Below are 16585 nucleotides of genomic sequence, written 5' to 3' on the forward strand. Positions count from 1 at the left end.
ATGCTTCACGAAGCAAGGCAGTGTGCTTCGCTGGATGAAGACACCCGGAATCCCCCCTGTTGTGCGAACTTCTCAAACTCGGCCAGCGGCAGTGGGCGACTGAACAAATAGCCCTGATAGGCATGACAGCCCTGCTCCGCGAGAAAGTCCCGCTGCGCCTCGGTCTCTACCCCTTCAGCGATCACCGCCAGCCCTAAACTATCGGCCAGAACAACGACCATCCTGGCAATGGCCGCATCATTGGCGTCAAGCAAAATATCCCGCACGAAACCCTGATCGATCTTGAGTTGATCCAACGGCAAGCGTTTCAAATAGGAGAGTGACGAATAACCGGTGCCAAAGTCGTCCAGCGAGAAGCCAACGCCGGTCGCCTTCAGCGTGTTCATTTTGGCAATCACTTCCTCGACCTGGGATACCAGCAGCCCCTCCGTCAATTCCAGTTTGAGCCGCAGCGGGTTGGCACCGGTGCGCTCAAGCGCCGCCAACACCTGGTCGACAAAGGCGGCTTGTTGAAACTGGCAAACGCTGACATTCACGGCGATGGTGAGATGCGCCATGGCAGGTTGGGTCGCCCACAGCGCCAACTGGGCACAAGCGGTTTCCAGCACCCACTGCCCCAAGGGCAAGATCAAGCCGGTTTCCTCGGCCAAAGGAATGAACTCGGCGGGCGACACCATGCCGCGCTGGGGATGCTGCCAGCGCACCAAAGCTTCCACCCCCGTCAATTGATGGACGCCCGACACCTGAGCTTGGTAGTAAAGGCAAAACTGCTCTTTTTCAAGCGCCTCTCGTAACCCCGCTTCCAGCGCGGCACGCGCCATGACGACCGCCTGCATCTGCGGGTCAAAAAAGCGCAGGGTGTTGCGGCCTGCGGCCTTGGCTTGGTACATCGCCAGATCAGCCCGCTTCAAAGGCTCATCAATACTCTCTGACTGGCCGCCGCCGAACAAGGTGACACCGATGCTGGGCGTGCTGTATTGCTGGTACGGGCCGAGTTGGTACATCTTGCTGAGCGCGACACGTATTTTTTCGCCCACGGTTTCGGCCTGTGTGGCAGCAACGAGCGCGTCCTCGCTCAAGTCTTCCAGCATCACCACAAATTCATCGCCGCCCAAACGGGCCACCGTGTCGCCTTCGCGCACACAGGTGAGCAGACGCTGGGCCACTTGCTCCAGCAACAAGTCGCCCTGGTAGTGGCCCAAGGTTTCGTTGATGGTTTTAAAGTCATCCAGATCGACAAATAGCAGCGCCCCCTGGCGCTGGTGACGAGTACCGGAGACCAGCGCCTGTTCCAGCCGATCCATCAAGAGCCGGCGGTTGGGCAAGCGGGTCAGCGGGTCATAGAAGGCCAGATTTTTGATCTGCGCCTCGGCCGTCTTGTTCGAGGTGATGTCGGAGAAAGTCGCAACGTAGTTGGCCGTCAAGCCGGCCTCGTCTTTCACCGCGCTGATGGTGAGCCATTCCGGAAAAACCTCACCGTTCTTGCGCCGATTCCAGATCTCGCCCTGCCATGTGCCGTCCAGCGCAAGGCACCCCCACATCGCGGTATAAAAGGCCGCATCGTGGCGGCCTGAGCTGAACAGGGATGGGTTCTGGCCGACAGCCTCTTTCGCGGTATAGCCGGTGATCTCGGAAAAGGCCCGGTTGACCCGCAGAATCACTTGATCCGCATCGGTAATGATCATGCCCATATGTGACTCGAAAGCGGTCGCCGCAATACGCAGGTTGGCTTCCGCCTGCTTGCGGTCACCCAGCTCACGCATCAGATGCAAGGTGTTGGTTGACAGTTTGTCGTAGATGGAAAGTATGATTTCAATCAATGCTTTGGCCGAGCCCCCCATTTGCACGGCCGCTTGCTGCTTGGCCGCCTCAATTGGGATGCCGGACTGCATCGCCAACACCAGCTTGGCCAGAAACCGATCATTTTCCAAAATATGAGAGGCCAGCCAGCGCGTCAGAAAAGAAAGGATTGCCTCCACCATGACGCCTGTGGGTTTGGCGTTTTCTTCTGCTTTGAGCTGGACCACCGTCGACAGAAAACTGCTGTGAATGGCCTTGTGCGCGGCATCCATCGGATCGTCACCCAGATACGCATGCCAAATGGCTTCTTCGGTCTGAAAGTGATAGACCGCGTAGTCTGCCAACTCGTCAAAAATGATATCTAACGCAGGAAGGTCAGACTGGAATGCCACATGACTGGCCAGTCGGTTCAATAATTGAACGAGCTTCTTGTGCTGTTCATCAATTTGGGGAATGTCGGTATTGAAATTTTCGTTCCAGGGGAATATATCAATCGAATTCATTCTGCGGCCAGCCTTAATCAGTACGGACTGATTCTAGACAGTTAAAACCCGGCCTTTGCTTACCCCCTAGGCCCTGAAAACACTAACCGGCCAGCGCCCAGGCCACATGCTCGCGCACCAGCTCGCTCGGGTGCTCGGCGCGCAGTGCCAGGGCTTGCCGCAGTTCCGACGCGCCTCCCTTGTGCAAGGCGTTGCCCATCGCCACCGCGATGTTGCGCAGCCACCGTTCATGCCCGATGCGCCGGATCGGGCTGCCTTCGGTGAAGCGTAAAAAATCATCTTCGCTCCAGGCGAACAGGGTCGCCAACTGGCTGCCCGCCAAACCCTTGCGTTCATCAAAGTCCGGCAGCGCACTGCGCTGCGCGAACTTGTTCCACGGACAAATCAGCTGGCAGTCATCGCAGCCGTAAATGCGGTTGCCGATCAAGGGGCGCAGTTCCAGCGGAATCGGCCCCGCATGTTCGATGGTCAGGTACGAGATACAGCGCCGGGCATCGAGCTGGTGCGGCGCGACGATGGCCTGCGTCGGGCAGACCTCGATGCAGGCGTTGCAACTGCCGCAGTGGCCCAATACCGGCTCACTCAAGGGCAGCGCCAGGTCGACATAAATTTCGCCCAGAAAAAACATCGAACCGGCCTCGCGGCTGAGCAGCAAGGTGTGCTTGCCGCGCCAGCCCTGACCGCTGCGGGCGGCCAGTTCGGCCTCCAGCACCGGCGCGGAATCGGTGAACACCCGATGACCCAACAAGCCCACATGCGCCGCAATGCGGTCGCTCAAGTGTTGCAGCCGCTTACGCAATACCTTGTGATAGTCCCGGCCCCGGGCGTAGACTGACACAATCCCTTCGCTGGGTCGCGTCAAGCGGGCAAACTCGATGGCCTGCCAGCCTGGCGGCGTGGTGGCGGGCAGGTAGTCCATGCGAACCGTGATGACACTCACGGTGCCCGGTACCAGTTCGGCGGGTCGGGCTCGCTTGAGACCATGCGCCGCCATGTAGCCCATGTCACCATGAAAGCCACGAGCCAGCCAAGCCGATAATCCTGCCTCAGATGAAGATAAATCCACACCGGCCACGCCAATTTGGGAGAATCCCAATTCCCGGGCCCACGCCTGAATTTCGGACACCAAGTGGTGGCTATTGATATGAGTGCTGAAGTTGGTCACGCTCCCATTGTAAAAAGTCTGCTCTGGCCGGACGAAACGGCCACGCAATTTTTTGCGCAGGCGCTGGCTGAGCAACCCACCCTGCGCAACGCGTTTGTCGAATTGCATGGCGATCTGGGCGCGGGCAAGACCACTTTGGTGCGCCATTTGCTGCGTGCCCTGGGCGTGCCCGGTCGGGTCAAAAGCCCCACCTACGCCGTGGTGGAACCCTATGAATTACCGGACCTCCATGTCTGGCATTTCGACTTTTACCGTTTCAGCGATCCCCGCGAATGGGAAGACGCCGGCTTTCGCGACATCTTTGCCAGCCCCGGCCTCAAACTGGCCGAATGGCCAGAAAAAGCGGCGGGCTTCCTGCCCCGCGCTGATCTGGTCATCCAGCTGGAAGCACTGACCGATGACGCCCGGCAAGTCACCCTGACTGCGCAAAGCCCCTTGGGTGTTGCGTTGCTGCAAGCGGTCACGCCAGACAGGTCGCCCGCGCTGCAAGAACCACGAGAGGGTCGAACATGAAACGTCGCAGCCTATTGAAGTCCGGTGCGCTGGTGCTGTTGCTCGGCGCACAACATCTGGCCCGAGGCGCCACCATCGTGGCGGTTCGGGTCTGGCCCGCGCCCGACTACTCGCGCGTCACCATCGAGTCGGACCGCGAACTCAAGGCCAAACAATTTTTTATTGGCAGCCCGCCACGACTGGCCGTGGACATTGAGGGCATTGACCTCAATCCGGCCTTGAAAGAACTGGTGGCCAAGGTGGCGGCAAACGACCCCAATATTGCCGGCATTCGCGTGGCGCAGAACACGCCCGGCGTGGTGCGTCTGGTGGTGGACCTGAAACAGGCCATCTCGCCGCAGGTCTTCACCCTGGCGCCAGTGGCGGCTTACCAGCACCGGCTGGTGTTTGACTTGTACCCGACCCAGGTGCGGGACCCGCTGGAGGCGCTGATTACCGAGCGGCTCAAAGACAGCGGCCCCGCCAAGCCAGCGGCCGACCCGTTGGGTGAACTCATCACCCAACAAAACCAGAAGCCAGGCGCCAAGGGCGATGGCGGCGACGGCAAAGTGGCCTCGGCCAAGCCCGCAAACGCTCCACAATCTATAGCTACTGCGCCAGCAACGACGGGGGCTAATGGCCTAAATGGCAATAAAAAACCATCTGAATCCAAGGTCGCAACCGATGCCCCGGATAAAACCGACCGACTGATCATTGTGGCGATAGACCCCGGCCACGGGGGCGAAGACCCCGGTGCCATCGGCCCCGGCGGCACCCGCGAAAAAGACGTGGTGCTGCGCCTGGCGCACCGGCTGCGCGACCGGATCAATGCCAGCAGCATCAACGGCAACACCATGCGCGCCTACCTGACGCGCGACGCTGACTTCTTCGTTCCGCTGCATGTGCGGGTGCAAAAAGCGCAGCATGTGCAGGCGGACTTGTTCATCAGCATCCATGCCGATGCCTTTTTCACCCCCCGGCCGCAAGGCGCCAGCGTTTTTGCGCTGAGCCAGGGCGGCGCCTCCAGCACCGCGGCGCGCTGGATGGCCGCCAAAGAAAACAAGGCCGATCTGATTGGCGGCTTGAATGTAAAAGCCAAGGATGCGCAAGTCAAACGGGCCCTGTTTGACATGAGCACCACCGCTCAAATCAACGACAGCCTGAAACTCGGCGGCGCCATGCTGGGTGAAATCGGCCGGGTCGGCAAACTGCACAAAGGCAAGGTCGAGCAAGCCAGCTTTGCCGTGCTGAAAGCGCCCGATATTCCCAGCGTGCTGGTGGAAGCGGCTTTCATCAGCAACCCGGAGGAAGAAGCCAAACTCAACAGCAATGACTACCAGGAACAGCTGGCCAGCGCCCTGATGCGCGGGATTGAAGGCTATTTCTCCAAGAACCCGCCCCTGGCCCGAAATCGCACGATTTAACCAGCGAGGAAGGCACAGGGCGAAGACGCCCGGTGCCAATGGTTCAGACTTGCACTGGTTTTTGGCGCGATTTCCAGGCGCCCAACATGATCACCAGTCCGGGGATCAGAATCATGGCCCAGATAATTTTGTCCAGATGCGCCTTCACAAACGGGAAGTTGCCGAAGAAATAGCCGATGGTGATGATGCCGACCACCCACAGGGCGCCGCCGGTCACATCAAAGAACGTGAACTTGGCCCGGCTCATCTTCGCCACGCCGGCCACAAAAGGCGCAAACGTGCGCACAAACGGCATGAAGCGCGCCGCCACGATGGTGATGCCGCCATAGCGTTCATAGAAATCATGCGCCCGGTTGAAGGCCGCTTTGTTGAACAGCCGGGAGTCTTCCCACTTGAACACCCGGGGACCAAAGTAGCGGCCCAGGGCGTAGTTGGACTGGTTGCCCAACACCGCCGCCAGCAGCAGCAGCCCCACCGACATCGGGTAACTCATCAGCCCGACGCCGCACATGGCGCCCACCACGAAGAGCAAGGAGTCGCCCGGCAGAAAAGGCATGACCACCACGCCGGTTTCCACAAAAATGATCAAAAACAGCAAGGCATACACCCACAGGCCGTAGTTTTGCACGAACACCTCCAGGTGCTTGTCGACGTGGAGAATGAAGTCAAAGAGATAGGTAATGATTTCCATGGGGCTGAATTATCCCCGCACCTTAAAATACAAGCCTGTGAACGCTGCCCTATCCCCCTCCCCCCGTCGGCCCATCCGCGAACTGCCCGATGAGCTGATCAGCCAGATTGCCGCCGGTGAAGTCGTGGAACGCCCGGCCTCGGTGGTGCGGGAGTTGGTCGATAACGCGCTGGACGCCGGGGCCACGCAGGTCACCGTGCGTCTGCTGGCAGGCGGTGTGCGGCTGATCGCGGTGGAAGACGACGGCGCCGGCATCCTGCGGGAAGAACTGCCGATTGCGCTCAAACGCCACGCCACCAGCAAAATCAGCAACCTGCTCGATCTGGAGTCGGTGGCGACCATGGGGTTTCGGGGCGAGGCGCTCGCCGCTATTAATTCAATAGCAGACTGCGCAATACTGTCGAGGGCTACAGGCCAAAACAGTGCTTATCTTCTGGATGGCCGTACTGGCGAGCTCAAACCGGTGGCGCGCAGCACCGGCACCACGGTGGAAGTCAAGGAACTGTTCTTCAGCACCCCGGCGCGGCGCAAGTTCCTGAAAACCGACGCCACCGAGCTAGCGCACTGTGTGGAGGCGGTGCGCCGCCACGCCTTGGCGCGGCCCGACGTGGGCTTTGCCATCTGGCACGAAGGCAAGCTGGTGGAGCAATGGCGCAAGTGCGACGGTGATCAAGCGCTGGACCAGCGCCTGGCCGATGTACTGGGCAGCGATTTTGTCGAACGCTCGGTGCGGGTCGACTACCGCACCAGCAACAGCCACCGGCTGGAAAGCACGCCCGCGGTTCGGGTCTGGGGCCGCGCCGGCATTCCCGACGCCGCGCGCTCACGGGCTGACCAGCAGTTTTGCTACGTCAACGGCCGCTTTGTGCGCGACAAGGTGCTGACCCATGCCGCCCGCAGCGCCTATGAAGACGTGCTGCACGGCCACCGCCAGCCGGTATATGCGCTGTACATCGAGATTGACCCGACCCGCGTGGACGTCAATGTGCACCCGACCAAGATCGAAGTCCGTTTTCGCGATAGCCGCGAAGTCCACCAAGCCGTGCGCCACGCCGTAGAGGACGCACTGGCGGCGCCGCGTGCCGCGCTCGCCGCGCAAATGGGCCTGACCAGCGGGCAAATCGATGACGCCAACAACCCGGACGCGGCCCTGAAGGCCGCATCACCCGGTATTTATGCGTCAAATGTGCCTCTAGCCCCCATGTACTCTGCGCAACCAGCTATCAATTTTGAAGCTGCTGCCGGCTACCGGGTCAGTGATGTGGGACTGCTTTGGCACAAAAGCGATCCCGTGCCGCCCAGCAGCGCATGGACCCGTCCCACGGACAACCAGGTCAGCGCAACCAGCAACGACGGCAGCTCCCAGGCCGCGCCCGGATTGCCTGCGCCGCTGCCAACCGGCGACTGGCCCTTGGGCCGCGCACTGGCACAGTTGCAAGGCATTTACATCCTGGCAGAAAACACGCAAGGCCTCATCATCGTGGACATGCATGCCGCCCACGAGCGCATCGTCTACGAGCGGTTAAAGGCCCAGTTGCTGGTCCAGCACGCCGTGAACGAGGTTTCCGCAGTTGCAGCCACCGGCGCAGTGCCCCGGCTGGTGAGCCAGCCGCTGCTGATTCCCGTGACCTTTGCGGCCACGCCGAACGAGGTGGCCACCGCCGAAGCCCACGCCGACACCCTGAGAACGCTGGGTCTGGAAATCACCCCTTTTTCACCCAAGACCCTGGCGGTGCGGGCGGTGCCCACCACGCTGGCCCAGGGTGATGCCACCGAATTGGCGAGAGGTGTGCTGGCGGAGCTGTCCCAGCACGATGCCAGCACCGTCATCCAGCGTGCGCAAAATGAATTGCTGTCCACCATGGCTTGTCACGGTGCGGTGCGTGCCAATCGCCGCCTGACCCTCGAAGAAATGAATGCGCTGCTGCGCCAGATGGAAGCCACCGACCGCTCCGACCAATGCAACCACGGGCGCCCGACTTGGCGACAGGTCAGCATCACGGACCTGGACAAGCTGTTTTTACGCGGGCGTTAGCCCAAGCGCACACGCGCTACTCAACATCGCCCAGCTTGTAGTCATCCATCGGGTACGACGTCTCGGGCTCATCTTTGTCCAGCTCATGCTCCATGGCCAGGTGATGTTTGTGGATGAGGTCATGAAATTCTGAAAACGGTCCCGTCAGCAGGTAAACCGGCTGCCTTGTATCCGGCTGAAACCCGGTCAGTCCAGCGGCCACCCCGGACGAAGCGCGCTCGACCTCAGCCAAGCCCAAGTCCAGTAAATCCGTGAGAAGCTGGGTGCGTGTTTTCTGCGGATGCATCTCGCGCAGTGCCTCCAACCGGGACGCCAGTTCAAGCGGCAATCGGCAGGTGTAACTTTTGCGCGCGAGGCGCCGGCCGCCTTCACGTTGAGCAGCCGGCAAATTAACAGGTTTTTTAGTTGTCATGGCATGCGCTTTAAAGACCGATAGGAGACTTGCTGAATGCGCGCTCAACGCGACGGGGCCGCCTGCGTAGCCGGCCTGAGCCCTTGAGTGCACTGGCAAATTTCGACAGTCGATCGTGATACAGCTCAGCTGCCACTTCTGCATCAGCAACGGCCATTGTCGCCACAGCAGGCCGACCACAAAGAGCTGCCAGATCACTGAGCACCTTGTCTTGCCCGGAGCCGCCATAGGTGCAGAAAAAAGCAACCCGTTTGAATTGACGACGATGTCTTTTGACGTAGGTTCGCACCGGACTGGCCACATTCCAGAACCAGATCGGCGTTCCAATCACGACAATGTCATAGTCACTCGGAATATGTTTGGCACGTCGAATCGGCGTATCCAGATGCAAGGCGGCTTCAATGGCCGATCGCACATAACCAACGGCATGGGTGCGCCCTTTCACGCCTTCGATGGGCTCCAGATCAGCATTGCAGGCACGGGCGACCTGCCGGGCAATGGTCCGCGTGAAGCCGGTTCGTGAATAGTAGAGCACCAATATTTTCTTCATACATTAGGATGGACGTCGCGGGCTTTATTCCGGTCAAGGTGGTGCGATGAAGAACAGAAAAGTTAGTTTTAAACCTCGACCTATGATGCTGAATGGTTTCAGAACGTCATCGGCAACCGGACCGTCAGCGACACATCGGGTGTATCACGCGTGAGGCCGGCACCGACTGACACGTTCAAGGATGTTTTTTGGCTGAGTCGGTAGGAGTAGCCGAGCAACAAGGTTCCTAGCTGTGTCCGGACAGAACCCGGCACTACCTCACCATTTTGCCGCGTTGAGCCCACCGAACTATGGTCATAACCGATGCTGAAAGAAGCCTTTTCGTTCAACGCCAAACCCATACCGAAGTTAAAGCCAATGATGTCGCCGGGGGCGATCGTCCCCAGAGCCTCCTCCTGGCCGTTCAGGATTTTGCGGTTGACGTTGTCGCGCGAAAAATTGTGCGTGTAGGTAAGGCTTCCGAAAAACACGGCGGGGTCTGACGGGTAAAGAACGGTCATGCCGACTTGCAGCGAGTTGAAGCCGGAGCCGGTCGGCAAATCAAGCGGCAAACCTGTACCGGTAACATTAGTGCCAACACAGCGTTGACTGCAATCGGTCACCACCTCAAACGGGTCTGTACCCGTGCGGGTTTTGTAGCGCAACGTACCCAAGTAATAAGGTGTGTCAACGCCACCATCGTTCAATTGGTAGCGTGCACCAAACTCAACATCACCTATGTGCATGCCGCTCGCCGAGAACACGCCTTCCGTTGCAACTCCTGCGTTAATTTCGCGGCTTACCGTAGCGTCTGACCGATAGACATAAGGCGCCCGCACCTCCAATTCGAGTCGATTAGTAACACCAAGGCGCGCTGACAAGGCTGCCGTGACCGTGTTGCGTTTGACTTCGCGCACATCAATCAACCCGACCAAAAGTGCCGGAATAATGGTGTACCCCACTAAGGCGACCCGGTTGCTCGACGAGTATCCATACTGTAACGAGGGCTCCAGCACGTAGTGCCCCTTGGGCGTGAGTACGCCAGGCTGCTCAAACAAGGGCGCCACCTCTGGCGGCCGCCCCTCCGTGCTTGCCGCTTTACCCACCGGTTTGGCTTCTTGCGGCTGCGCCTGGGCAATTTGCTCCGGCTCACCCACCTTGCCTGCGCCGCGTTGCGCGGCCAGGGTGTCCCAACTCGCGACGCCGCGCAATTCATCAAGCGCCGTTTGTTGTTGCGCTACCTGGCGCTCCAAAGATTTGAGCAGCGTTCTTTGTTCAAAATACTGTTGGCGAAATGACTCCAGATGTGCCAGTAATTTTCTTTGCTCGTCCAGCTCCTGGCTCAAGGATTCCAGGCGCATTTGCATTTCATGCGAGCTACCCGTCTTTGATTGCGCGTGAACCGAGCCGCCGATCAACAGAAAAACCGCACAACTCACCGCACTGATGGCGGGTAATTTCAGATGAACCATGAGTCATTTCTCCGAGTGTCCAACATACTAAAAAGCCCCAATCGGGGTCGCTAGTGTTGAAGAACTGCTCAAATTCACAGTTGCGAAAGATCAAGCCCAGTTCAGAGCTGATTTCCCCAATGCAGGTCGTCATAGTGACAAATCTCAAATCACTTGAAACGGGTACTGCTTATGCTCGGCGTCAATCCAATGTGGCGCCTGCGTCTTGAATGAGAGCGCCTGTATTCCAAGTCCAGGAAACAGAGGAATACCCAAAGGGAAATGCACATGTCGTTGAGACCGTTGTTGAGTGTCACGCTGGGGGATACTTCGCTCTTGACCACCCCCCCGCTGTTGTTGTCATCTTGGGATGCGTGTTCCGTCAATGACCTGAGTTCCGCCCGCAAGGCGCTTAACCATCACCGCTATCCAGTGGGACTCTTGCTGCTCAATAATTCAAGGGATGCCGATGTCATCGACTTGGATGCCCTGCTCGAAGCGCACCAATCAACTCAATGGGTGGGCGTTTTTCCGGCCGAAATAATCAAGCTGCCCGTGTATCGGGCGTTGATTGTCCAACACCTGTTTGATTTTCATACTTGGCCCATCGACCCCTTTCGGCTCAATCACACCCTGGGTCATGCCTACGGATATGCTGAACTGAGTGGATCACCCGACATTACGATTTCAGCCAAGCGCGACATGGAACTGGTGGGTCAGAGCGAGGCCATTCAACAATTACGCAGACAAATAACCAAAGTCGCTCAGGCCAATGCCCCGGTACTGATCTGGGGCGAAAGTGGCAGCGGCAAGGAATTGACGGCGCATGCGATTCACAACCATTCAAAACGGGCTCACGGCCCCTTTATCGCGGTCAATTGCGGCGCTATTCCCGCCAGCCTGATCCAGTCAGAGTTGTTTGGTTACGAGCGTGGTGCGTTCACGGGTGCAGCCAAGGAAAAGCGGGGACTGATTGAGTCGGCAGCAGGCGGTACGCTTTTTCTGGACGAGATCGGCGACTTGCCACTTGAACTGCAAACCAATCTGCTTCGTTTTCTACAGGAGCGCACCATTAACCGAATCGGCGCCTCAAACAGTATTGAAGTCGATGTGCGGGTGATTGCGGCGTCGCACGTGCGCCTTGAAGACGCGGTGAAATCTGGCCTGTTTCGTGAAGACCTGTTGTACCGACTCAACGTTCTGCCATTGACAGTACCCGCCCTGCGCGAAAGAAAAGAAGATCTGGAGTTGTTGGCCAGACACTTTTTTAAAGTGTTCTCGCACGACAAAAATCCCCGCCTCACAGGATTCAGCAACCGGGCCATGCTCGCCATCAAAATGCACGATTGGCCAGGCAACGTACGAGAACTCATCAACCGCATCCGACGGGCCCTGGTGATGTCCGAGGGACGCCTGATCACCCCGGAAGATCTTGATTTGCAAATGCAAACGGGGCTGCGCAATGGAGAGGCGCTGGAGGAGGCCCGCATCCGGGCCGAACGCGATGCAATTCACGTCTGCCTGCAAGGCAGCGGCAGCAACGTCACCCGCGCCGCGCGTGATCTGGGTGTGTCCCGCATGACGCTGTATCGACTGATGGAAAAACACGGCATCAGCCCCTGAAGAGGCCAGCGGCTTAACACGCCGCCTTGGCCTCAAGCATCAGGTGCATCAAAAGTGTGACACTTTGATTGGGTGGCGACAAGTGAGCAAGAGCTTGCCGCGAGCATTGAATTTAAAGGCGTCGGTTTGCCCTCTTTGCGATATGTCAAACACTGCGAAGCCACAGATTTTTAGAACTGTAACGTGCTTGATACAACCAGCCCTTCAACGAAAAGAATTTAAAGATTTCGAACGGTAGAAAACAGTTCCCACCGTCAATAAATCTTATTTTTTCTTTATAAATCAACCACTTAGGAATGTTGTTTTTTTGTGGCACTGATTTTGCTGTGAGTAGCTCGGATTGACGTAATTTATGCGTCGAGCCATGTAAATCTTAACTAGCAATTTTTAAAGGAAATACCATGAATAAGACACTCTTGGCGTCGGCTATCGCTGTTGCTTTTGGTATCGCAGGTCAGGCATTGGCGAATCCAACCACAAACAACACAGCAGATACTGCGCAGAATAACAATCAGACTGCAACTGCGGCCTCTACTCAGACATCGAACTCGGGTCCTGCAGCCAATGAGAATTCGACGGCTACCCAGAGCTCATCGAGCAACAGCAGCAACAACTCTGACCAAAACAACAACAAGAGCAGCAACACCAGTAATGCTGACCAAAACAACAACAAGAGCATCAACACCAGTAACGCCGATCAAAACAACAACAAGAGCAGCAACACTAGTAATGCTGACCAAAACAACAATAAGAGCACCAACAACGCCGATCAAAACAACAACAAGAGCAGCAACACTAGTAATGCTGACCAAAACAACAATAAGAGCACCAACAACAACGACCAAAACAACGACAAGAGCACCGGTCAAAACAACTCACGCGGCAACTCCAGGGCCGCTGCTCAGGGCTCAGCGGCGGCAAACAACGGAGCAACAGCCAACGCCAATCCTTCGAACGCATACAACACCTCTACAGCCACGGCTGTCAGCACGCTGAGCGGCACTGTCAGCGGCAACAACATTCATGACATTGGCAACAATGCTTCTAACAACGGCAATGCCAATGGCGCTACCGGAAATGGTGGCACGGGTGGTGTTGGTCAAGGCGGCGCCGCATCAGGCCAAGGCGGTAACGGGGCCACCGCAACAGGCGGTGCCGGCGCAGTCGGCGCCATTGGTGGCAGTGCTACAAACGGCAGCGCCTCAAACGGCAGTGCCTCAAATGGCGCTAACACCGCCGGTACGGGTGGATCAGGCGGTTATGCCCAGAATGCGACCAGTGCTGCGGGTGCCGGTGCCGCAGGCGGTGCTGGTGGCACTGGTGGTGCCGCTGGTGCTGCAACTGGTGGCGCTGGCGGCGCTGGCGGCGCAAGTGGCAGCACGACTGGTGGCCTTGGCGGTGCAAGTGGTGGCACGACCGGCGGCCTTGGCGGTGCAAGTGGCAGCACGACTGGCGGCCTTGGCGGAACAAGTGGTGGCACGACCGGCGGCTCTGGTGGGACAAGTGGCGGCACGACCGGCGGCTCTGGCGGTAGCACGGGCGGCCTGACGGCTGGCTCTGGCGGCTCTGGCGGCAGCACGGGTGCTGCAACAGGTGGCTTGGGCGGTGCGGGCGGCTTGGGCGGTGCGGGCGCTGCAAGCGGCATTGCGACCGGGGGTGGCTCCGGCTCAAATGCTAACGGTGGCGGGTCTGCTGCAAACGCTGGAGGTTCAGGAACCAATGGCGGGACGCTTGCCGCAGCGGGTGGCAATCAAGGTGGAACCCAAGGACCAGCCAACGGTGGCAGTGCCAACGGGGGGGTAAGTACACCTCCAGCGGGCAATGGTGGCAGCGCAAACGGTGGCAGTAATGCAGCCAATGGCAATGCAGGCACCGGCGGTGGCGGCAGCATCAGTGCTGGAGCCAGCAGCGCCAACGGTGGTGCCAGTAACGCCAACGGTGGCGGAAGCACGGCCAATGCCGGGGCAGGCACCACTGGTGCCGGTGGTTCTGGTGCTACGGGTGCGGCTGGTGCAGCAGGTGCAGCGGGTACCAACACTGCGGCAGCAGGCGCAGCTGGTGGAACAGCTACCAGTGGAACCGCTGGTGCAGGCGCTGCCGCTGGCAGCGGCACGGGCGGGGCAGGTGCGGCGGCATCCAGCGGTACTGCTGGCGCAGGTGCTGCGGCTTCTAGCGGCACAGGCGGTTCAGGTGCTGCTGCATCCAGCGGCACAGGCGGAGCAGGTGCTGCGGCATCCAGCGGCGCGGGCGGCACAGGGGCCGTCGGTGCAGCAGGTAATAGCACAGGTGGGGCTGGTGCTGCCGGAGCGGCTGGCGGCAATGGCGGCAACAGTGGCACTGCGCAAAACAACGGTGGCACAGGTGGTAATGGCGGATCCGCCAGCAACGGCAATGCGACCAATGGCAGTGCTACCAACGGTAGCGCAACGGCGGGCAGCGGCGGTGCTGGTGGTGCTGGCGGTGGCGGCAACAGTGGCGGCGCTGGTGGCTCCGGCGGAACTGTCACCGGTGGTGTTGGCAACGGTGGTGTAGGTGCTGGCGGCTCTGGTGGCGCTGGTGGCAACATCAATGTTAATGCTGGGACTTTCAATATGTCCAACGTTATGAGCAGTGTTGGGCAATCGGCCGCCGGCATCATGGTTGCAGCGCAAAACAGCGGCATGGCAGCCATGATTCAGCAGAGCGTCAATGTTCAGGCTAACTTAGCTGTGGGCAAGTAAGCGGCAAAGCCGATCACCGGGCGAAGCTAGTTTTGCCCGGTGATCGGCACTTACATGGAGAAGAGAATGCATACCAATATTTTCATGGTCAGGGCCGCACTGGCCTTGGCGTTTTGTTCGTCGGGTTGGGCCCTGGCCAGCGAAGCAGTATCAAATGAATCGATGCAATCAGAAGCCCGTGCTGGAGAAGTTTTTGTCGAATTGGAAGTCCCGGCTGCAACCGTTGCCGTTACAAGTTTTGGCACGCCCGTTGCAAGCAGTCAACTGGAGGCTTATCGCGGCGGATTTGACCTGGTTAAAAATGACATGCAGTTAAGTGGAACCGTGGCAAACAATTCTGCGTTCAATGTCATGACCGGAAGCAACTCCATCGCAGATGGCTCATTCACCAATTCAAGCGGGTTTCCTATGGTGATTCAGAACTCGGGATCGAATGTTTTGATCCAGAACGCGACCATCATCAATTTGCAATACCAGTAAACCATGAGAAATTTTCGCTTCCTGTTCACGGTAATTTTTATCGCCGCTTGTGCAACAGTTCAAGCCGATACGATGGATTTGTCAGGCATTGGCGGAAGATATGCGGTCAAGGTGACCAGTCTGAAAGAGGCCCGTTTCAAAGCGACCACTCGACAACAATATGACTTCAGTTGTGGTTCTGCGGCTTTGGCGACCTTGCTTACCTATCATTACGGCTACCCAGTTACTGAGCAGTCTGTGTTTGAAGAAATGTTCGTACGTGGTGATCAAGAAAAAATTCGACGTGAAGGTTTTTCTTTACTGGACATCAAAACGTATCTGAATGCCCATCAGTTTCAGGCGGATGGGTTTGCGTTCCCCTTGACTAAATTACTGGAGACAGGACTGCCCGCCATTGTTTTAATTGCTGAAAATGGCTATCACCATTTTGTGGTGATCAAGGGAATGATTGACGGCAGAATCCTGATTGGAGATCCATCAAACGGGACACGGGCGGTATCGCGGGAAAGTTTTGAATCCACTTGGGTAAACAAACTGCTGTTCGTGATTCACAACAAACAGGAGTTGGCGAAGTTTAACGATGCGGCAGATTGGCAGGTAGCACCCAGAGCGCCATTGACTGCCGGAATCAATCATGAGGGTCTAGGTGGCCTGACCTTAGGTAAATTCGGTCCGGGTGATTTTTAACGGATGACTTGTCATGAAAAATTTACCCAAACAACTGACAAGCGTGTGCTGCTTGTTGATGGCCGGGAATGCCTGTTTTGGCGTTGGCATCGATAAAGAAGAAAGAAGAGCGTTTCAGCCGGCTGAGTGGGTCGCCGCCAGCGATGAAAAACTAAGCAATATGCGTGGCGGATTTGATGCGGGCTCAGGCCTTACCGTGTCTTTCGGAATCGTCAGAACAGTCTCGATCAACGGGGACTTGGTTAACAAAACAAGCTTCACTTTGCCCGACATGAGCAAAATAACGTCTGAACAAGCCAGGATTGCCAGTGCGGCAATTGCCGAGGCGGGCATAGTTCAAAACGGCCCTGGTAACTTCGTGGACACGAATGTCAAATCGCAACTGTCCAGCGGCACCATAATTCAAAACACACTGAATGCACAAAAGATACAGACCCTCACGGTCATCAACACCGGCGTAAACAGTCTGGGGTTCTTCAAGGCTATTAACACCCAAAGCGTGTTGAAAGACGCCTTGTTAGGTTCGATAGGGGTCCGTTAAGCAAGCGCCTTAGGACGACTCTGCACAATGTA

At 57.9% G+C, this 16585-nt stretch carries 17 protein-coding genes and 2 pseudogenes; 11 read left to right on the forward strand and 8 right to left on the reverse strand.

Annotation, left to right across the window (positions count from 1 at the left end):
* Positions 1-5: 5 nt before the first annotated feature.
* The 3 genes and pseudogenes from HHJ17_RS06345 to queG form a co-directional block, all read right to left on the reverse strand.
* Positions 6-1760, reverse strand: a pseudogene (locus HHJ17_RS06345) (EAL domain-containing protein); the annotation flags it as partial.
* A gap of 156 nt (positions 1761-1916) precedes the next feature.
* Positions 1917-2303: pseudogene (locus HHJ17_RS06350) on the reverse strand (bacteriohemerythrin); the annotation flags it as partial.
* 82 nt (positions 2304-2385) lie between these two features.
* Entirely contained in the window at positions 2386-3420 is a 1035-nt protein-coding gene (gene queG, locus HHJ17_RS06355) for a tRNA epoxyqueuosine(34) reductase QueG (RefSeq protein ID WP_296505750.1), read from the reverse strand.
* A gap of 27 nt (positions 3421-3447) precedes the next feature.
* Between queG and tsaE the strand changes: the two genes are divergently transcribed.
* A complete protein-coding gene (tsaE, locus tag HHJ17_RS06360; protein ID WP_296505272.1) occupies positions 3448-3981 on the forward strand; it encodes a tRNA (adenosine(37)-N6)-threonylcarbamoyltransferase complex ATPase subunit type 1 TsaE in 534 nt (177 codons plus the stop codon).
* Entirely contained in the window at positions 3978-5384 is a 1407-nt protein-coding gene (locus tag HHJ17_RS06365; RefSeq protein ID WP_296505273.1) for an N-acetylmuramoyl-L-alanine amidase, read from the forward strand. The genes tsaE and HHJ17_RS06365 overlap by 4 nt, the downstream gene beginning before the upstream one ends.
* 43 nt (positions 5385-5427) lie before the next feature.
* On the opposite strand, the gene HHJ17_RS06370 is transcribed toward HHJ17_RS06365, so the two are convergent.
* Entirely contained in the window at positions 5428-6075 is a 648-nt protein-coding gene (locus HHJ17_RS06370) for a VTT domain-containing protein (RefSeq protein ID WP_296505274.1), read from the reverse strand.
* Between HHJ17_RS06370 and mutL the strand changes: the two genes are divergently transcribed.
* Positions 6074-8110 (forward strand): DNA mismatch repair endonuclease MutL, encoded by a 2037-nt coding sequence (gene mutL, locus HHJ17_RS06375; RefSeq protein ID WP_296505751.1) that lies wholly within the window; start codon positions 6074-6076, stop codon positions 8108-8110. The genes HHJ17_RS06370 and mutL overlap by 2 nt on opposite strands.
* 16 nt (positions 8111-8126) lie before the next feature.
* On the opposite strand, the gene HHJ17_RS06380 is transcribed toward mutL, so the two are convergent.
* The 3 genes from HHJ17_RS06380 to HHJ17_RS06390 form a co-directional block, all read right to left on the reverse strand.
* Positions 8127-8522: a hypothetical protein gene (locus tag HHJ17_RS06380; RefSeq protein WP_296505275.1), complete on the reverse strand. Its 396-nt coding sequence runs from the start codon at positions 8520-8522 to the stop codon at positions 8127-8129.
* 10 nt (positions 8523-8532) lie between these two features.
* Positions 8533-9072, reverse strand: a complete 540-nt coding sequence (locus HHJ17_RS06385) for a flavodoxin (RefSeq protein WP_296505277.1) — start codon at positions 9070-9072, stop codon at positions 8533-8535.
* 98 nt (positions 9073-9170) lie between these two features.
* Positions 9171-10523 carry an acetate kinase gene (locus HHJ17_RS06390; RefSeq protein WP_296505278.1) on the reverse strand — a complete coding sequence of 451 codons (1353 nt, stop codon included), beginning with the start codon at positions 10521-10523 and terminating at the stop codon, positions 9171-9173.
* A 261-nt stretch (positions 10524-10784) separates the two neighbouring features.
* Here HHJ17_RS06390 and HHJ17_RS06395 point away from each other — a divergent pair, with 261 nt between their 5' ends.
* On the forward strand, positions 10785-12125 hold the full coding sequence (locus tag HHJ17_RS06395; protein ID WP_296505280.1) for a sigma-54 dependent transcriptional regulator: 1341 nt from the start codon (positions 10785-10787) through the stop codon (positions 12123-12125).
* 590 nt (positions 12126-12715) lie between these two features.
* Here the strand turns inward: HHJ17_RS06395 and HHJ17_RS06400 are convergent.
* Positions 12716-12994 (reverse strand): hypothetical protein, encoded by a 279-nt coding sequence (locus HHJ17_RS06400; protein WP_296505281.1) that lies wholly within the window; start codon positions 12992-12994, stop codon positions 12716-12718.
* A 193-nt stretch (positions 12995-13187) separates the two neighbouring features.
* Between HHJ17_RS06400 and HHJ17_RS06405 the strand changes: the two genes are divergently transcribed.
* From HHJ17_RS06405 to HHJ17_RS06435, 7 genes are all read left to right on the forward strand, one after another.
* The gene (locus HHJ17_RS06405) at positions 13188-13673 is read left to right on the forward strand and encodes a hypothetical protein (RefSeq protein ID WP_296505283.1); all 486 of its coding nucleotides are present in this window, start codon (positions 13188-13190) and stop codon (positions 13671-13673) included.
* Positions 13674-13706: 33 nt separating this feature from the next.
* Positions 13707-13928 carry a hypothetical protein gene (locus tag HHJ17_RS06410; protein ID WP_296505284.1) on the forward strand — a complete coding sequence of 74 codons (222 nt, stop codon included), beginning with the start codon at positions 13707-13709 and terminating at the stop codon, positions 13926-13928.
* Between the two features lie 45 nt (positions 13929-13973).
* Positions 13974-14657 (forward strand): hypothetical protein, encoded by a 684-nt coding sequence (locus HHJ17_RS06415; RefSeq protein WP_296505285.1) that lies wholly within the window; start codon positions 13974-13976, stop codon positions 14655-14657.
* Positions 14658-14716: 59 nt separating this feature from the next.
* Positions 14717-14845, forward strand: coding sequence for a signal peptide protein (locus HHJ17_RS06420; protein WP_296505287.1), 129 nt, complete (start codon positions 14717-14719; stop codon positions 14843-14845).
* A 66-nt stretch (positions 14846-14911) separates the two neighbouring features.
* On the forward strand, positions 14912-15325 hold the full coding sequence (locus HHJ17_RS06425; RefSeq protein ID WP_296505288.1) for a hypothetical protein: 414 nt from the start codon (positions 14912-14914) through the stop codon (positions 15323-15325).
* A gap of 3 nt (positions 15326-15328) precedes the next feature.
* Positions 15329-16012, forward strand: a complete 684-nt coding sequence (locus HHJ17_RS06430; RefSeq protein ID WP_296505289.1) for a C39 family peptidase — start codon at positions 15329-15331, stop codon at positions 16010-16012.
* A 13-nt stretch (positions 16013-16025) separates the two neighbouring features.
* On the forward strand, positions 16026-16553 hold the full coding sequence (locus HHJ17_RS06435; RefSeq protein WP_296505290.1) for a hypothetical protein: 528 nt from the start codon (positions 16026-16028) through the stop codon (positions 16551-16553).
* The last annotated feature ends 32 nt before the right edge of the window (positions 16554-16585 follow it).

Origin of the sequence: Rhodoferax sp., assembly GCF_012927445.1 — a bacterium.
Taxonomy (GTDB): domain Bacteria; phylum Pseudomonadota; class Gammaproteobacteria; order Burkholderiales; family Burkholderiaceae_C; genus Rhodoferax.

Coding starts and splice junctions, on each gene's coding strand:
- HHJ17_RS06435 (WP_296505290.1), top strand. CDS start 16,026: ATGAAAAATTTACCCAAACAACTGACAAGCGTGTGCTGCTTGTTGATG.
- mutL (WP_296505751.1), top strand. CDS start 6,074: ATGGGGCTGAATTATCCCCGCACCTTAAAATACAAGCCTGTGAACGCT.
- HHJ17_RS06395 (WP_296505280.1), top strand. CDS start 10,785: ATGCACATGTCGTTGAGACCGTTGTTGAGTGTCACGCTGGGGGATACT.
- HHJ17_RS06370 (WP_296505274.1), bottom strand. CDS start 6,075: ATGGAAATCATTACCTATCTCTTTGACTTCATTCTCCACGTCGACAAG.
- HHJ17_RS06380 (WP_296505275.1), bottom strand. CDS start 8,522: ATGACAACTAAAAAACCTGTTAATTTGCCGGCTGCTCAACGTGAAGGC.
- HHJ17_RS06405 (WP_296505283.1), top strand. CDS start 13,188: ATGGCGCTACCGGAAATGGTGGCACGGGTGGTGTTGGTCAAGGCGGCG.
- HHJ17_RS06430 (WP_296505289.1), top strand. CDS start 15,329: ATGAGAAATTTTCGCTTCCTGTTCACGGTAATTTTTATCGCCGCTTGT.
- HHJ17_RS06385 (WP_296505277.1), bottom strand. CDS start 9,072: ATGAAGAAAATATTGGTGCTCTACTATTCACGAACCGGCTTCACGCGG.
- tsaE (WP_296505272.1), top strand. CDS start 3,448: ATGAGTGCTGAAGTTGGTCACGCTCCCATTGTAAAAAGTCTGCTCTGG.
- HHJ17_RS06420 (WP_296505287.1), top strand. CDS start 14,717: ATGTCCAACGTTATGAGCAGTGTTGGGCAATCGGCCGCCGGCATCATG.
- HHJ17_RS06425 (WP_296505288.1), top strand. CDS start 14,912: ATGCATACCAATATTTTCATGGTCAGGGCCGCACTGGCCTTGGCGTTT.
- HHJ17_RS06415 (WP_296505285.1), top strand. CDS start 13,974: ATGCAGCCAATGGCAATGCAGGCACCGGCGGTGGCGGCAGCATCAGTG.
- HHJ17_RS06390 (WP_296505278.1), bottom strand. CDS start 10,523: ATGGTTCATCTGAAATTACCCGCCATCAGTGCGGTGAGTTGTGCGGTT.
- HHJ17_RS06365 (WP_296505273.1), top strand. CDS start 3,978: ATGAAACGTCGCAGCCTATTGAAGTCCGGTGCGCTGGTGCTGTTGCTC.